This is a genomic window from Frankia sp. AgB32 (assembly GCF_023243045.1).
GTDB lineage: Bacteria > Actinomycetota > Actinomycetes > Frankiales > Frankiaceae > Frankia.
The window spans coordinates 39,666-55,374 of the sequence record NZ_JALKFX010000003.1 but is presented as its reverse complement, the minus strand read 5'-3'; the positions used below and the strand labels follow the sequence as shown (position 1 = coordinate 55,374).

Below are 15,709 nucleotides of genomic sequence, written 5' to 3'. Positions count from 1 at the left end.
CGACGCATGCGATTCGACTCCCTGGCCGACTCGGTCGGCCGGACCCCGCTGGTCGGGCTTCCGCGGCTGTCCCCGTCGCCGGAGGTCCGGCTGTGGGCGAAACTCGAACAGGACAACCCGACCGGTTCCATCAAGGACCGGGCGGCGCTGTGGATGATCGCTGACGGCGAGAAGCGGGGCGTGCTCACCCCCGGGGCGACCGTGCTCGAGCCCACCTCGGGCAACACCGGGATCTCGCTGGCGATGGTGTGCCGCCAGCGGGGCTACCGGCTGGTCTGCGTGATGCCGGAGAACACCTCGATCGAGCGCCGCCAGCTCCTGCAGATGTGGGGCGCCGAGATCAGGTACTCGCCGGCGGCCGGGGGGTCGAACGAGGCGGTCGCCGTCGCGAAGCGCCTGGCCGCCGAGAACCCGGACTGGGTGATGCTCTACCAGTACGGCAACCCGGCCAACGCCCAGGCCCATTACGAGACCACCGGCCCGGAGATTCTCGACGACCTGCCGAACATCACCCACTTCGTCGCCGGCCTCGGCACCACCGGGACGCTCATGGGCACCGGCCGCTTCCTGCGGGAGCGGGTGCCCGGGATCTCGATCGTCGCCGCCGAGCCGCGTTACGGCGAGCTCGTCTACGGCCTGCGCAACATCGACGAGGGCTTCGTGCCCGAGCTGTACGACCCGGCGGTGCTGACGTCGCGCTACTCGGTCGGCCCGCGGGAGGCGCTGCGGCGCACCCGCGAGCTTGTCCAGGAGGAGGGCATCTTCGCGGGGATCTCCACCGGCGCGATCCTGCACGCCGCGATGGGGCTGGCGGAGCGGGCCGTCCGCGACGGGCGGCCGGCGGAGATCGCCCTCATCGTCTGCGACGGTGGCTGGAAGTACCTGTCCACCGGCGCCTACGCGGGCACCCTCGAGGAGGCGGAGGCCGCCCTCGAAGGCCAGCTCTGGGCATAGCTTCCCGGGGGGCGGTTTCCCGGGGTACAGCTTCCCGGGGGCACAGTTCGCCGGCTGCCGGCCGGGGCGCCGGCCAGGTTCTCAGGGGACGAGGACCTGGCCGATGACGACGGCGAGCTCGCGGAAGGCGCGGCCGCGGTGGCTGATCGCGTCCTTCTCGGCCGCGGTCAGTTCCGCGTTGGTGCCGGTCTGGCCGTCCGCGAGGAACAGCGGGTCGTAGCCGAAGCCGTTCTGCCCGCGCGGCGCGTTCAGCAGCGCGCCGCGCAGCTTGCCATGGGCGACCCGTTCGACCCCTTCCGGGGTGACCAGGGCGACGGCGCAGACGAACGCCGCGCCCCGGCGCTCGGCGGGCACGTCGTCGAGCTGGGCGAGCAGTAGGGCGTTGTTCGCCTCGTCGCGCTGCTCGCGGGTGCCGTCGCGGCGGCCCGACCAGCGCGCCGAGCGGATGCCGGGCATCCCGGCGAGCTCGTCGACGGCGAGGCCGGAGTCGTCGGCCACCGCGGGCAGCCCGGTCGCCTCGACGGCCGCCCGCGCCTTGATCAGGGCGTTCTCCGCGAAGGTGGTGCCGGTCTCGGCCACCTCCTCGCCGTCCGGCAGGCCGACCAGCTCGATCGCGAGGTCGCTGGCGGCCAGGATGCGGCGCAGCTCGGTGAGCTTGGCCTCGTTGCGGGTGGCGAGGACGATCTTCGCCGTGCTCACCGGGCCCCCTCCGCGCGGGGCGGGCCGGCCGGTGCCGGGCCGCGCAGGGCCTCGACCTGGATGGCGGTGAGCTGGGCACAGCCGTGCACGGCGAGGTCGAGCAGGCGCTCGAGCATCATCCGGTCGAACGGGGCGCCCTCGGCGGTGCCCTGCACCTCCACGAAGCCGTCCGCGCCGGTGCACACGACGTTCATGTCGGTGTCGGCGGTGGAGTCCTCGGTGTAGGCGAGGTCGAGCATCGGCTCGCCACCGACGACGCCGACGCTGACCGCGGCGATGCTGGTGGTGATCGCGGCGGGCCGGTTCAGCCAGCGGGTGGCGTCGACGAGCGCGACGTAGGCGCCGGTGATCGCGGCGGTGCGGGTGCCGCCGTCGGCGAGCAGCACGTCGCAGTCGATGGCGATGGTGTTCTCACCGAGCGCCTTGAGGTCGATGCAGGCCCGCAGGCTGCGCCCGATCAGCCGGGAGATCTCGTGGGTGCGCCCGCCGACCTTGCCGCGCACGGACTCGCGGTCGTTGCGGGTGTTCGTGGCCCGCGGCAGCATGGAGTACTCGGCGGTCACCCACCCGAGGCCGCTGCCCTTGCGCCAACGCGGGACCCCGGTGGTCACGGACGCGGCGCACAGCACCCTGGTCCGCCCCGCGCTGATCAGCGCGGATCCCTCGGCGTGCTCCTGCCAGCCCCGCTGGATCGTCACCGGCCGCAGTTCGTCCGGCTTTCTGCCATCGACTCGTGTCACCCCGCGACCCTATCGGCCGTCCCCGACGGCTGGTCCACGTCCGGCTGGTCCACGTCCGGCTGGTCCACGTCCGGCTGGTCCACGTCCGGCTGGCAGAGTCACACCTCGAAGACCGCGCCCGGGGTGGCGATGGTCAGCTGGCTGTCGAACGCGCCGGCGGCCTCCTCCTCCGAGCGGACGGCGTTGCCCCAGGGGACGAGATGGGTCAGGACGAGGTGGCCGACGTCGGCGCGGCGCGCGTGCTCGCCGGCCTCCCGGCCGGTGAGGTGCAGATCGGGGGGATTGTCCTCGTAGTCGAGGAAGGACGCTTCGCAGAGGAACAGGTCGCTGTCCTGGGCGAGCCGGACAAGCCGTTCGCACGCCCCGGTGTCACCCGAGTACGTGAGCACCCGGTCGCCAGCGGTGATACGCGCGCCGTAGGCCTCGATGGGATGGGCGACCCGGGTCAGGTCGATGCGGAACGGTCCCAGGTGCAGGCAGCCGGCGCCGATGGTACGGAAGTCGTAGATGTCCGCCAGGCTGTCCTCCGGCCACTTCTCGAAGGCGCCGCACAGCCGCTCCTGGGTGTTGATCGGCCCGTAGACCGGGAGCTTGGGCGGCATGCCCTCGGGGTGGTAGCGCCGCGCGTAGGAGTTCGCCACCAGGTCCAGGCAGTGGTCGCCGTGCAGGTGACTGAGCAGGACTGCGTCGATGTCGCGCAGGTCGCAGTGGCGCTGCAGCTCACCCATCGAACCGTTGCCCGCGTCGACGACGAGCCGGAAACCCTCGGACTCCACCAGGTAGGACGAGCAGGCGGAGGCCGGGCCGGGGTATGTGCCGGAACAGCCGAGAATCGTCAGTTTCACCGTGGCACCACCGGGCTCTGCTGGTCGGGATCTTGCGGGTGAGGGACAGGGTCCGCCGCGGATCGAGCGGGCCAGACGGCTGGGGTCGGGGAACCGGCCGGCGCCGCGTGGGCCGCCACCGGCGAGACCCGGGCAAGTTCGGGGCCGAGGAACCTGCGCCCCACCCGAGTGAACAGAGCGGGATCACCCGTTATCAGGAACTGGTGGCTGGGTGGCGCGAGCGCGGGGTCCCGGAACAGGCTGTCCCGCGCCAGTACCCGGTAGGTGTCCTTCGCGGTCTCCTCAGCGCTGCTCACCAGCGTCACGCCCTCTCCCATCACGAGGCCGATGACGCCGGTCAACAGAGGATAATGCGTACATCCAAGAATGACCGTGTCAACCCCGGCTTCCTGCAACGGTGCGAGGTAGGCCTCTGCCAGTCCCAACAGCTGGCGTCCCGAGGTGATACCCCGCTCCACGAAGTCCACGAACGCCGGACAGGCCACGGTGGTGAGACTCACTCCGGAGGCGGCGGTGAAGGCGTCCTCGTAGGCGCGGCTGCCGATCGTGGCCACCGTCCCGATGACGCCGACGCGGCCACTGCGGGTGGCGGCCGCCGCGCGCCGGGTGGCCGGCATGATCACTTCGACGACGGGGACGTCGTAGCGCTCCCGGGCATCGCGCAGGCACGCGGCGCTGGCGGTGTTGCAGGCGATGACGAGCAGTTTCACCCCCTCCGCGACCAGACGATCGAGGCATTCAAGAGCAAAACGCCGCACTTCGGCGATCGGGCGCGGTCCGTATGGTGCTCGCCCGGTGTCACCGAGATAGAGGAGGGGTTCGTGCGGAAGCTGGTCGAGAATCGCGCGGGCGACCGTCAGTCCGCCTACTCCGCTGTCGAACACCCCTACTGGCGCGCCGCTCATGAGCGATCAGACTAAGCCGGAAACCCGCTGCTCACCCTGTGGCTGTCATCACGAAACCTTTGTCCAATGCCGGACACTGGCCACAAGTCGCCAGTACTACCGATCTGCCTGCTTTGCGTAGTACCTGGCCGGCTCGACCGCCGGTCGTCACGTGTTGGTCGTCGCGGGATGCGCCGGGTCCGGACGATGTGTGGTCGGGCCATCGCCGACCGAAGGCTCACGAAGATCCCGTGGTGTCCACGAAGTGGCCGAACTGAGAGCGGCGGCATACAGGCTCAGGGCGCGCAAACAGGGTGTACGCTAGAACTGCCTGTAATCGATCAGTGACTACAAGCTATCGAACAGGTAGGTTGAAGATGCGGCTGTGGTGTCCGGGTCGCCATCCGTCCCCGACTCGCGATGCCCAGTCGCTCCTCGGTCTCGGCGGCGTCCGGTCGGGTCATCCATGCGGGTGTCCCGGCTGGCACCGTCGGGCCAGGGGGCCGCAGCCGGCTGCCAGGCCGTCGGCGGCGCGTCCGGGCTAGTCACGGACGCGCAGGCGGGTCGACAAGCGGGATGAGGGCCGCCAAACCGGTCTCGCCCACTGTCAGGTTGGCGTCGATCGAGGTTGTCGGCGGGGCGTCGGCGGTATGAAGGTACCGGCGCTATTGGAGAGTGGGCCGCCTGGTACCCGGGTGGCCCCGGGCACCGCGGCCCGATGCCGGTCCACGTCCATCCCGTCCTCGTGGGGGTAACCATCACTGCCTGGCTCGTGAATCCGCAGGTTGGCCGCCCGATCGGCTTCGTCCGGAGCGGGACTGACTGGTCGGGTGCCGATGCGCCCGCCGATCCGAATGCGGACGAATGGTCCTCGAGTTGGGACTATGCCGGTCCCGACGGTGCGGACAGCGCCGACGACGACCGCTGGGAGGGCTCCGGCGGCGACGACAACATCTCGTGGAGCGTCGCTCCCCGCGGCCGCGGCCCCCAGTGGTCGCGCGCCCGGCCGAGCAGGTAGTTCGCCGCCAGCTCTCCTGGCCAGGCACGGCACGGCACGGCTAGTTCAGCACCGCACGACAGGCCGGTGCAGAGCAGCACGGCCGGTGCAGAGCAGCACGGCCGGTTCAGAGCAGCACGGCCACCAGCGCCGCGAGCCACAGCGAGGCGCCGTGCAGGGACTGGTCGGCCAGGTACATGCCGTTGAGTCCGTGATCGGCGAGGTCGGCGAAGTCCCCACTGCCCGTGCGGACCAGCAACCAGCGCACGGCCCGGCGCCGGTCCCACAGCGCGTGGCTGAACACCGACACGGTCAGCCCCGCGGCGGCGCCGAGGACGGACAGTGACAGACCCAGTGCGCCCAGCGCGACCGCGACCATGGTGACGAGCACCGCGTGGTACGCGACCAGATGCCGCGCCAGCGCCGCCCAGCCCGCCCGCCCCGGCGCGGCCTTCAGCCGGGCCTGGGCGTCGGTCTGACCCAGCACGTGGTCGGCGAGCTTGTGGCCCAGGCTCAGGGTCACCACCAACACCGCGAACGTCACGGCCACGGTCAGGCCGACGGGATGGGTCATGCGATCAGCCTGCGGCGCGGTGCGGTGGGACACCGCATCCTGGGACGGCTTCTGCTCAGGCGAGGCCGGCGCGGCGCCGCGCGGTCTCGGCCACCGCCGCCCAGTCCTGCTCCGCCTGCCCGTGGGCCAGGGCGTCGACGAAGGCATCGCGCAGGACCGAGCCGAACGGCAGCGGCACGTTGCGTTCCTGCCCGGCGCTGAGCGCCAGCTGGACGTCCTTGAAGCCCAGGGGCAGCCGGAAGTTCACCGGCTCGTAGTTCCGCCGCCCGATCATGCCGCCGTAGCCGGCGAAGACGGGGCCGGTGAACAGGCCCTCCGTCAGCACCTCGATGAACATCGTCGGATCGAGCCCGTCGGCCTCGATCACCGTGGTCGCCTCGGCCATCGCCTCGATGGAACACGCGATGAGGTAGTTGCCGAAGATCTTCACCAGGTTCGCCTGCTCGGGCCGGTCGCCGACGGTCCAGGTGCGCCGGCCGGCCACGTCGAACAGCGGCCGCACCTCGGCGATGGCGGCGGCGTCGCCGGCGGTGACGATGGTGAGGTTGCCGGCGGCGGCCGCGTCGGTGCGGCCGAAGACCGGCGCGGCGAGGTAGCGCAGGCCATGGTCGGCGTGCGCGGCGGCGGCCCGCGCGGCGAGGGCGGGGCTGATCGTCGCCATGTTCACGTGCAGGGCACCGGCTGGCGCTGCCTCGAGCACCGCGGGGTCCAGCAGACGCTCGGTCACGGCGTTGTCGTCGGCGAGCATGCTGAGCACGACACCGGTGGCGAACGCCTCGCCGATGCTGGCCGGGACGGCGCCGAGGTCGGCCAGCCGGGCGATGGGCTCGGGGGAGCGGTTCCAGACCAGCAGCTCGTGGCCGGCGTCCAACAGGTTGCGGGCGATCGCCGCGCCCATCCCACCCAGGCCGATGAATCCGATCGTCATGGTGGTGCTCCCGTCGCAGCCAGGGAATCGTCGCCAAGCGATCATACGATTACCTATCGTAGGCGCACCGCTGATCAGGGACGGGCCGCCACGACGGCGAGGGCGGCGGTGACGAGGTGGCGCATCAGCGCGGGGTCGTTCCCGCGGTAACGCCGGAGGAAGTCCTCCGGCGGGATGACCAGCCGACCGGCGGACTCGTGGGTTGTCACCCACGGGGCGAGCTCGGTGACCCGGGCGGCCCGGATCACCATGTAGGTGAGGTCGTCCGGGCCGAAGTGGTCCGACTCGATGACCTCGACGGGGCGCAGCTCACCGAGCCGGGCGCGGATCTCCTCCCATGCCTCCCGCCGGACCGTCTCGTCCACCGAGTTCTCGTCGCGCCGCACATGGCCGCCGGGGATGTCCGGGCCGCGGTCGAGCTCCGCGAGGACAAGCCGGCCGTAGTCGGTGATCACTACCGCCGCCGCGCTGGTCACCCGATCGATCGGCGGGTCCGGTACCGGCCCGAGACAGGTGAGTCGGCCGCTGCCGGAGCCCTTGCGGACCGGGCGGCGGTCCGCGTTCTCCGCGTTCTCGGTGCTCATGCGCGCATTCTAGGGCTTTTTACTTGCGGCACGCCAAACCCGGGTAGCTCGTCCGTTCTCGAACTATCCGGGTTGCCTTCAGTGCGCCGGAGGTGCGGCCGTCACTGGGTGAGAGTCACTCGGCGTTCGTCACTGGCCGAGCACCTTGCTCGCCGCGAACCTGCCGCCGTCCGTGGCGCTGCCGTCGAAGGCGTGCAGCAGATGTGCGATGCCGTTGAATCGGTTGGCGCACACCGGGTCACCCGGCTCGCAGAACTCCTTGGCCTTCGGACCGTAAAGCTGGCTGGCTGAGGTGATTTTTCCGCCGGTGAGCGCCAGCGGATGTCCGAAAACCACGACCGCCGAGACGCGCGATGCCAGGTTGGTCGGGATCCTCGCGCCGGTGCCGAGGAAGGTGGGAATGCCGATCGAGATGTCGGTGACGCTGGCGCCCTGGGTGTGTCCGCCCAGCATGAACTTGGTGTTGGGGCAGGTGGCGGCCACCGATGTCACGTGGCGGGTCATGTCCGTGGCGCCAGGTCCGGCCGAGGTCTGCTGGATGTTCGCGGCGTGGTCAACCCCGTAGGTGGTCACGGTCCTTCCGGGCAGGTTCTGCATCACCGCGTTGGTGAACGGGGTGCCCACGAGCCCCGGGCCGGGAAGCTCCGTGCTGCCGCGGACGAAAGCCACGTCGGCGTCCGAACAGGTCGCCGCATATGCCGTTCCGGCGGTGACGAAGAGGCCGCCGCCGAGGCAGGCCAAAGCGGCCGTCGTGGCGGCGATGGCGCGCTTTCGCCAGGTGTCGAGAACCTTCACGGGGAAATTTGCTCCTCGATTTCAGGCCAGCATCACCGTGCTGGTCGGGTACATCCCATATTCCCTTGCGATGCGATATGTACGTATCTGTCCGTACTAATTCTGGGTAAGGGTTGCATCGTGTTCACCCACGAAGGTGCCAGGTGTCCTGGTCGCCGTGGTCGCCCGGGCGGCGCGAGCGGCCGGCGTCGCCCACGAGCCGGAGCTCCTTGTGCGGGAAGCGGCGGCGGGCGTAGGCGGCGGCCGGCGAGCCGGCGGTGACGTAGAGCGGCTCGACCTTGTCCTGCAGCGGGCGCAGCACCTGGGCCATGAACTCCTGGCGATCGGTGAGGTACGGCTCGAGGACGTCCTCGCCGGCCGGGCACACCGCCATGCAGTACGCGGCCTTGTAGTTGGCCCGGAACGACAGGCTCTGCCACATCGACGAGTTCTCCGCGTCGCTGACCCGCGCCCGGAAGTCCGCGCCGTCCGCGCTGTCCGCGATGGTCTCGGCCCAGTCGGTGAAGCCGCCCATGAACTCGCGGTAGTTGTGCGTGAAGCAGGCCAGGTGGTCGAAGGCGCCGTCCTTGGCGATCGCGCCGACCGGGCAGGCCGCGACGCACAGCTTGCACTCCACGCACGGGTTGTAATCGATCGGCTCGCCGTGCTCGCTGACCTCGGCATCGACGAGAAGGGTGGCGAGCAGGACGAAGTTGCCGAACCGCGGGTGGATGACGTTGCGGTGCAGGCCGATCGCGCCGAGCCCGGCGGCGACGGCGACGGTCTTGTGCGCGACGACCCAGATCCGGCCCGGGTAGCGGTCCATCTCCATGGGGAAGGTCGCCGACGGGTTGATCGCCCGGTGGCCGGCGTCCTGCAGTGCCCGGACGATCCGGCGCGCGGCCGCGTTGAGGAGCTCGCCGCTCTGGTGGAACTCCTGGTTGGCGACGCTGCGTTCCGGGGAGCGCACGTTGTCCCGGTTCATCCGCACGACCAGGCAGACGAGGCTGCGCGTCCCGGGTAGCGCCCGCTCGACGTGCGGCCGCTCGGACTCGAGCCCGGGGCGGTCCAGTGGCACCGCGGCCACGTCGTCCGCGCCGGCGCGCAGCGCGACCTCCCGCAACCAGCCGGCGTCGATCACCTCGGGCCGCCGCTTCGCCGCGTCGTCGCCGGCGTCTGGGGACCGGCGGGCCAGCACCGCGCGGACCGACGGATGGGCGGACAGTCGCGCCGGCAACGGCCCCGACCCTCGACGCCCGCCTCGCCCGCCTCGCCCGCCTCGCCCGCCTCGCCCGCCCGGGCCGTCCTGCTCGTCCCGCTCGTTTCCGTCGTTCTGCTCGCCCCGCTTGTCCATGCGCCTGCTCCCGTCGGAGACTCAGTTAGTTGGAATATCCAACTGACTATCGAGGTGCCGCCGTAGCAGGGTCAACCGTAGGTTGGATATCCGGACTAACCTGCGCGGCAGCGCGTGGCGGAGGAGGTGCGAGCCATGGCGGGTGCCGGGCGGGAATGCTCGATCGCGAACGCGCTGGCCGTCATCGGCGAGCGGTGGAGTCTGCTCGTGCTGCGCGAAGTGCTGCTCGGCGAGCGCCGGTTCGACCAGATCGCCCGCAACACCGGCGCCAGCCGCGACATCCTCGCGGCGCGCCTGCGCGCCCTCGTCGACCATGGCGTGCTCACCCGGGAGCAGTACGAACAGCGCCCGCCGCGCCACGAGTACGTCCCCACCGAGGCCGGCCGGGCGCTGGCCCCGGTCCTGCTCGCGCTGATGGAGTGGGGCGACCGGTACGTCACCGAGGGTCCCGGACCGACGAGGTGGGTCCACGACTGCGGCGCCGAGCTGCACCCGGAGCTCGCCTGCGCGCACTGCCACACCCCGGTGACCGCCGACTCGATCCGGCTGCTGCGCCTCGGCACGGTGCGTTGACGGTTCGCGGCGCCGGGCGCGCGCCGTCCTGTAGTTCCGCCGAGCTGGGCAGGCCGCCATGCAGTTGCGGGTTCGGCTCCGGCTGCTCTGATCCCGAGCAGTACGTCTGGACGGATCTCGACGGCGGCCCGGCGCGCCGGCTGCGGTCTCGCGCCGGTTCACATGTTGATGACGGAGTACGCGGAGTGTGTAGGCGGCCGGTATGCGCACGACCGCGCCAGGTTCCTGGCTACGCCGAAAAGATGATCATGAGGCAGTCCTCGGACACGACTCGGTCACGGACCCTGGTCAACGATGGCCGCACATGGCCGTCGCTGGCCGCCCACGACCGGGCCATCAGGGGGCGAAACCCACTGCGACACAAGGGAAACGGGCCGAATTGCAGGGGGTGCGGGAGGGGGGATTTGAACCCCCACGCCCTAGGGCGGCAGGACCTAAACCTGCTGCGTCTGCCATTCCGCCACTCCCGCGTGGCCTCCAGCGTAGCGAGGGGTGCGGTGGGCGGGGCTGGGAGGTTCTCCGAAGCGTTGAGCGGTGGTGACGCTGTGACGTCGGATTGGTCATATGTGTTCTAGTTTGTCCCTTGGGGTTTGAGGAGTCGGGAACCGGACACGTAGGAACGCGTCGCAGTGTTCGTGCCGCGCCGCCTCGTCGACCCGGCGGTCGCCCAACCGACAGGCATGGCGGTTCCGTTGTCGGCAGCCCGACCCGCACGGACGGGCCGCCGGCGGCAGGCTGGTGCCCGCGCCGAAACGCGCGAGGACGACTTGGAGACGACGCACATGACAAACCTGGAGGTCCGGGAGCCGGACAAGCCCGCGGGCGCTGTCACCCCCACCGGGCCCGCTGCTTCCACCGGCCGCGCCATCCCCACTGAGCGAGACGGCTCCACCGAGGACGCCACCGCCGCCGAGCGGGCGTTGCTCGAACGGAACGAGGCGCTGACGCTCATCCACGGTGGTCTGGCGACCACCGCCACCGTCGACGCGCTGCGGGACACCGGGGCGCGGGTGAACGGGCGGGCCGTCGCCGAGATGCGCCTGCTCGTTCGCCGGGCGAGCGGGGACACGTACCTGGTGGTCCGCAGCGCGGTGGTGCCCGACTCGAACGTCGACCTCGAAACGGTGGCCGTCAGCTCGTCGGGCCGGCCGCGGCGCATCCCGGTGCTCGTCGACCCGGGCCAGCCGGGGAACGTGCTGCTGCGCTGGGACCTGCGCCCCGCGAGCTGATCGCCGTGGTCGCCAACGGCCTGGCCGTGCCTCGACAGCCAGGCGCGGCCCCGGCGGGTCAGGCGGTGGCGAGATCCAGGTCGCGCAGGAGCTTGGCGACGTGGCCGGTGGCGCGCACGTTGTACTGGGCGACCTCGATCGCGCCGTCCGCGTCGATCACGAACGTCGAGCGGATCACGCCGACGGTCTTCTTGCCGTACATCGTCTTCTCGCCGAACGCGCCGTACGCCCGCAGCACCGCGCGGTCCGGGTCGGACAGCAGCGGGAACGTCAGCGCCTCGGAGTCCCGGAACTTCGCCAGCTTCGCCGGCTTGTCGGGGGAGATGCCGAGCACGTCGATACCGGCGTCGTTCAGCTGCGCGAGGCTGTCGCGGAAGTCGCAGGCCTGCTTGGTGCAGCCGGGCGTGGACGCGGCCGGGTAGAAGTACACGACCACGCGGCGGCCCTTGAACGACGCCAGCGAGATCTCGTTGCCGTCGGCGTCGGGCAGGGTGAACGTGGGCGCGGGGTCGCCGGGGGCGAGACGGGCGGCGCCGGCAGTCTCAGTCATGGGCTGACAAGCTAGTCCTGACCGTCGCGGGACGGCAAACCTGGGTGCGTGGTCGGCCGTCCCGCGCGGCGGGGTCAGCTCGCGTCGGGGTCAGCTCGCGGCGTTGACGGCGGCGGTGAAGCCGGCCGGGGTGAGCTGGTCCTGGGAGAGCTGCCTGCCGTCGACGAACACCGTCGGCGTGCCGGTCACGCCGGCCTTCGACGCGTCGCTGTCGACCTTGGTGGCGTAGCCGTCGTAGGTGCCGTTGTTCACGGCGTCCTTGTACGCCTGGGAGGTCAGGCCGGCCTTGGCGCCGAACGTGATCAGCTGGGCGTTGGTGTACCCGCCGGTCTTCTCCTCGGGCTGGTTGGCGTAGAGGACGGAATGCAGCTCGCGGAACCTGCCCTCGTTCGCCGCGGCGGCGGCGGCGTTGGCGGCGCGCTTCGACTCCGGGCCCAGGAAGATCATCATATGATAGGTGATCTTAATCTTGCCCTGGTCGAGGAGCGTGTTGATGGTCGGCCCGGTGGTCTTCTCCAACTCGCCGCAGATCGGGCACTGAAAGTCCTCGTACATGTCCACGGTGACGGGGGCGGACGCCTTGCCGACCACGATGCCGTGGTCGGTGCCGGTTGCCGTGGCCGGCAGGACGACCGGCGTCGAGTCCTCGCGGGAGTTCTGCACGACGAAGCCGATCACACCCGCGATGACGAGCACGACGACCACGACCCCGGCGATGACGAGGTTGCGCCGACGCCGTTCCTGGGCCGCCGCGGTGGCCCGGGCGGCCGCCGCCCTGGCCCGGCGCTCGTCGGCGCTGCTGGTGCGGCGCTCGGGTGGGCGGCCCCCGCCGCCGGTGGCGCCGGACCCACCGCTGCCGGCGCGGCCACCGGTTCCGTTCCCGCGCCCGGCGCCGTTCCCGGCGCCTGACTTAGTCTTCGAGGCCATCTGTGTCACTCCCGAAACGGTCGTCCGCCGGTGACTCGTGGTCGCCCGGGCGGTCGAGGAGGCGGTCCGCGCTGAGGTAGCCGGCGGGCCGCCAGGCGAGCAGAGCTGCCGCGGCCAGCAGGAGGCTGTCGCGGATCAGCTCGGAGGTGTAATGCGTGGGCGCGTCGGCCGTGAGGTCGCCGCCGGAGGAGAAGCAGCCGCAGTCGATGCGCAGCCCGCGGGCCGCCGCCGAGGCGATGGCGGCGATGTAGGTCGCGAACATCAGCGCCGACACGATCGCGGTGACCCGCACGGCGAGCCCGACGATCAGCAGTAGGCCGAGGGCGATCTCCAGGAACGGGACGGCATAGGCGACCGGCTGCACCAGCGCCTCGGGCAGGATCCGGAACGCCCGCGCCGACCTGAGCATGCCGTCGGGATCGTTGACCTTCAGCAGCCCGGCGGCGAGCCACACCGCGCCGAGCACGAGCCGGAGCACGGTGGACACGACGCGGCTCGTCGGCTGCGTCGGCGTGCTCAGGCGGTGGGCGATCGTGTTCATGTCGGCTGTTCTCCGGACCGCTCGGCGGTCAGTTTGGGCAGGTCATCGATGTAGTCCTGGACGCTCGTGCCCGCGAGGTACAGCGCGCGGACCCGGTCGTCCCGGGAGAAGGCAATCACCTGGGAACCGTGGGTGACCAGGACGGAGCCGTCGGCCTGGACCTCCGGCCTGGACAGGGGGACACCGAGGGCGTCGGCGTCGGCCTGGATCCGGTCGAAGGTGCCGCGGACCCCGATGAAGCTGGAGTCGAACTGTCCGAGCCAACGAGTGAGAACCGGCCCGGTATCCCGATCTGGGTCGGTCGTCACGAAGACGACGGCGATCTGGGAGCGGACGTCCGGTTTGACCTCGCTCAGGGCGGCCGCGAGATCGGCCATCGTCGTCGGGCAGACATCCGGGCACGTCGTGTACCCGAAGAACACCAGGGTGATCTTGCCCTTGGTGCGGGCTCGCAGGTCGAACGGGGCACCGTTGACGTCGGTGAGGTTCAGCGCGGGCTTGACCGTCCGCTTGGCCGGGACGGTGCCGTGCAGGCCGCCGTCGTCGGACTCGCCGGCGTCGACCACCCCCACGCCGCTGTTGTTCGTCCCCGTGCCCGCGCAGGCGCTGAGCAGGACAAGGGACGACGCGGCCAGGGCCGAGCCGGCGAGGGTGACCAGCCGGCCGGCGCGTCGGCGGACGGCGGACAGCCGGGACTGCCGACGCCACTCGGCGATGGTCGCGGGGGTCGGAAACCGGAACGTGGGCGGAGCGGACGGGACGGGCCCGGCGGCGAGGTCGGCGGTGTACGCCATGGGCTGGCGTGGGGCGGGGAACCGCCGTGATCGGGCGGTCCGCCCGCGGCAGGATCGGGTCGAGGACATGACGCTCCGGGAGCAGGCGCGGCGGGGCGCGCGGGAGCACCCCTCACCAGGCATGGTCGAGGAGTGACGAAGTCGTGATGGAGAGTCGGGCCACGGCGAGCTGACGGGCCGCGGCCTGGTGCCGGGTGGTGCCGGGCCCGGCACCGGGCGGCCCGCGGCGGGCGACGGCGTGGCGCAGCATCGTCAGCCGCAGCCGGGCGGCGGCCGGCTCGTGCCGCCCCGGACGGGCCGGCGGCGCCACCGCGCGGGTCGGCGGTCGTGCCGGGTGTCGGCGGCGGCGGGCGGCCAGCAGCCGAACGGCGCCGGCCAGCAGTGAGGCGCCGCGCCGCGTCCACCAGAAGGTCAGCGCGGCGGCCACGGCGTGGGCCAGCGGCATCGCAACCGCCACGGCAACGGTGGAGGAGGCAGGCCCGGAGGGGAGTACGACGGCGAACCCGCCGAGCGCACCGTGCGCTCCGGCGGTCCGACCGCCCGAGCCGGAGCCGGGTGCCGTGCGGGTGACGGCACGGCGCGCCGCCGCCACCAGCGCCGGGTCGAGCCCGCCGGGAAGCCGGGCCGGACGGCTGTGGCAGAGCAGCGCATTGACCAGGGCGTCGAGGCGCGCGCCGTCGCCGCTGGCGGCCTGGCGTCGGCCCGCCACGGCCCCCTGGGCGGCGAGGGCGCCGTGCAGCAGCCCCTGCGTGGCGAGCAGCCCGGCGAACGAGCGCGGGCCACCGACACCCCAGGCGGGCGTCCGGCCGCCGCGGCGGGTCACGAGGGCCGCGCGCAGACCATCGGCGGCCGCGGCCAGCACCACGGCGGCGAGCGCGACACCGAGCAGCCAGGGCGCCGGGGGAAGCCGGCCGGCGAAGGGCAGATGGGCCAGCAGGGCGAGAGCGACGGCCGGCACGGCGAAGGCCGCGCCAGCACCGGCGCCGCGCCAGCCGGCCCGGCGTGCCGACGCCGCTCGCGTCATCCTCGCGGGGGGGCCCGGACGGGCGCCGCGGTGCGGCGGCGCACGACCGGCCAGCCCGGGACGGGGCACGCCCAGGACGGACCCGCGCCGGCCGCCATGCACAGCCTTCAGCCTAACGGCCGGCCCCGCGGGCCCGTCGTCGCGGCCGTGGCGACCCGGCGCCGGCGCGGATACCGGCCCGATCCGGCGGGATGAGAGGTACGTCCCCCCGCCCCACCGGTGGTATTGCCTCGCCGGGCGGTGGCCGGTCTGGCACGATCGGAGCAGGCCGGCCGCACCCTACGTGGGATGTCCGCGGCGCGGCGTCCGCACCGGACGAGAGGGCGACATCCGTGCCGCAGGACCCGGCCGTGATCCAGCGGCAGATCGAGGAGACCCGCGCCGAGCTCGCCGAGACGATCGACGCCATCTCGGAGATCGTCTCCCCGCGCCGGATCGCCGAACGGACCCAGGTCCAGCTCCGCGTCCGTGCCGCCGAACTGCGCGCGCGCTACGGCCCGGCACTCGGCCTCGGGCCCGGACCAGGCCTGGGGGAACTGACGGCGGGCGAGGGCGGCGGGCCGGCGCTCCGCGATGGCGTCCTGCCACCGGCCCTGCCCGCCGGCGCCGGCGGGGCGACCTCCGCGCTCGTGCGCGTCGTCCGCTGGGACCGGGTCGCCATCGTCGGCGGTGGGCTGCTGCTCCTCGCCGGCGGGGTGCGCCGGCGGCGCCGGGCATCGCGCCGTGGCTGAGCGGTCG

General features: G+C 72.2%; 18 protein-coding genes and 1 tRNA gene. 4 read left to right on the top strand and 15 right to left on the bottom strand.

The genetic code is table 11. The features are described from left to right. Window positions 1–6: 6 nt before the first annotated feature. Window positions 7–954, top strand: a complete 948-nt coding sequence (locus MXD60_RS01770) for a PLP-dependent cysteine synthase family protein (RefSeq protein ID WP_248817014.1) — start codon at window positions 7–9, stop codon at window positions 952–954. 81 nt (window positions 955–1,035) lie between these two features. Here MXD60_RS01770 and rdgB read toward each other — a convergent pair whose 3' ends face one another. From rdgB to MXD60_RS01725, 9 genes are all read right to left on the bottom strand, one after another. After that, window positions 1,036–1,653 carry an RdgB/HAM1 family non-canonical purine NTP pyrophosphatase gene (gene rdgB, locus MXD60_RS01765; RefSeq protein ID WP_248817012.1) on the bottom strand — a complete coding sequence of 206 codons (618 nt, stop codon included), beginning with the start codon at window positions 1,651–1,653 and terminating at the stop codon, window positions 1,036–1,038. Beyond that, a complete protein-coding gene (gene rph, locus MXD60_RS01760; protein WP_248817010.1) occupies window positions 1,650–2,393 on the bottom strand; it encodes a ribonuclease PH in 744 nt (247 codons plus the stop codon). Before rph ends, rdgB begins: the two co-directional genes overlap by 4 nt. A 98-nt stretch (window positions 2,394–2,491) precedes the next feature. After that, complete coding sequence (locus tag MXD60_RS01755; protein WP_248817009.1) at window positions 2,492–3,238, bottom strand: MBL fold metallo-hydrolase; 747 nt, start codon at window positions 3,236–3,238, stop codon at window positions 2,492–2,494. Continuing rightward, window positions 3,235–4,143 (bottom strand): glutamate racemase, encoded by a 909-nt coding sequence (gene murI / locus MXD60_RS01750; protein ID WP_248817007.1) that lies wholly within the window; start codon window positions 4,141–4,143, stop codon window positions 3,235–3,237. Before murI ends, MXD60_RS01755 begins: the two co-directional genes overlap by 4 nt. A 1,103-nt stretch (window positions 4,144–5,246) precedes the next feature. Beyond that, window positions 5,247–5,693, bottom strand: a complete 447-nt coding sequence (locus MXD60_RS01745) for a DUF3307 domain-containing protein (protein ID WP_248817005.1) — start codon at window positions 5,691–5,693, stop codon at window positions 5,247–5,249. A 55-nt stretch (window positions 5,694–5,748) separates the two neighbouring features. Next, the gene (locus MXD60_RS01740; RefSeq protein ID WP_248817003.1) at window positions 5,749–6,621 is read right to left on the bottom strand and encodes an NAD(P)-dependent oxidoreductase; all 873 of its coding nucleotides are present in this window, start codon (window positions 6,619–6,621) and stop codon (window positions 5,749–5,751) included. Between the two features lie 74 nt (window positions 6,622–6,695). Next, complete coding sequence (locus MXD60_RS01735) at window positions 6,696–7,205, bottom strand: NUDIX hydrolase (RefSeq protein ID WP_248817001.1); 510 nt, start codon at window positions 7,203–7,205, stop codon at window positions 6,696–6,698. Window positions 7,206–7,334: 129 nt separating this feature from the next. Then, complete coding sequence (locus tag MXD60_RS01730) at window positions 7,335–8,000, bottom strand: cutinase family protein (protein WP_248816999.1); 666 nt, start codon at window positions 7,998–8,000, stop codon at window positions 7,335–7,337. 124 nt (window positions 8,001–8,124) lie between these two features. Beyond that, the gene (locus tag MXD60_RS01725; RefSeq protein WP_248816997.1) at window positions 8,125–9,333 is read right to left on the bottom strand and encodes a 4Fe-4S binding protein; all 1,209 of its coding nucleotides are present in this window, start codon (window positions 9,331–9,333) and stop codon (window positions 8,125–8,127) included. A gap of 135 nt (window positions 9,334–9,468) precedes the next feature. Between MXD60_RS01725 and MXD60_RS01720 the strand changes: the two genes are divergently transcribed. Further along, window positions 9,469–9,906, top strand: a complete 438-nt coding sequence (locus MXD60_RS01720) for a winged helix-turn-helix transcriptional regulator (protein ID WP_248816996.1) — start codon at window positions 9,469–9,471, stop codon at window positions 9,904–9,906. A 389-nt stretch (window positions 9,907–10,295) separates the two neighbouring features. On the opposite strand, the gene MXD60_RS01715 is transcribed toward MXD60_RS01720, so the two are convergent. Beyond that, window positions 10,296–10,376: transfer RNA gene (locus tag MXD60_RS01715), tRNA-Leu, on the bottom strand. Between the two features lie 312 nt (window positions 10,377–10,688). Here MXD60_RS01715 and MXD60_RS01710 point away from each other — a divergent pair. Continuing rightward, complete coding sequence (locus MXD60_RS01710) at window positions 10,689–11,135, top strand: hypothetical protein (protein ID WP_248816995.1); 447 nt, start codon at window positions 10,689–10,691, stop codon at window positions 11,133–11,135. Between the two features lie 58 nt (window positions 11,136–11,193). Here MXD60_RS01710 and bcp read toward each other — a convergent pair whose 3' ends face one another. From bcp to MXD60_RS01685, 5 genes are all read right to left on the bottom strand, one after another. Next, on the bottom strand, window positions 11,194–11,685 hold the full coding sequence (bcp, locus tag MXD60_RS01705; protein ID WP_248816994.1) for a thioredoxin-dependent thiol peroxidase: 492 nt from the start codon (window positions 11,683–11,685) through the stop codon (window positions 11,194–11,196). Between the two features lie 90 nt (window positions 11,686–11,775). After that, the gene (locus MXD60_RS01700) at window positions 11,776–12,612 is read right to left on the bottom strand and encodes a DsbA family protein (RefSeq protein ID WP_248816993.1); all 837 of its coding nucleotides are present in this window, start codon (window positions 12,610–12,612) and stop codon (window positions 11,776–11,778) included. Beyond that, complete coding sequence (locus MXD60_RS01695; protein ID WP_248816992.1) at window positions 12,596–13,153, bottom strand: DoxX family protein; 558 nt, start codon at window positions 13,151–13,153, stop codon at window positions 12,596–12,598. The genes MXD60_RS01700 and MXD60_RS01695 overlap by 17 nt, the downstream gene beginning before the upstream one ends. Beyond that, entirely contained in the window at window positions 13,150–13,947 is a 798-nt protein-coding gene (locus MXD60_RS01690; protein ID WP_248816991.1) for an SCO family protein, read from the bottom strand. Before MXD60_RS01690 ends, MXD60_RS01695 begins: the two co-directional genes overlap by 4 nt. A 112-nt stretch (window positions 13,948–14,059) precedes the next feature. Beyond that, complete coding sequence (locus MXD60_RS01685; protein WP_248816990.1) at window positions 14,060–14,971, bottom strand: hypothetical protein; 912 nt, start codon at window positions 14,969–14,971, stop codon at window positions 14,060–14,062. A gap of 332 nt (window positions 14,972–15,303) precedes the next feature. Here MXD60_RS01685 and MXD60_RS01680 point away from each other — a divergent pair, with 332 nt between their 5' ends. Further along, on the top strand, window positions 15,304–15,702 hold the full coding sequence (locus tag MXD60_RS01680; RefSeq protein ID WP_248816988.1) for a DUF3618 domain-containing protein: 399 nt from the start codon (window positions 15,304–15,306) through the stop codon (window positions 15,700–15,702). The last annotated feature ends 7 nt before the right edge of the window (window positions 15,703–15,709 follow it).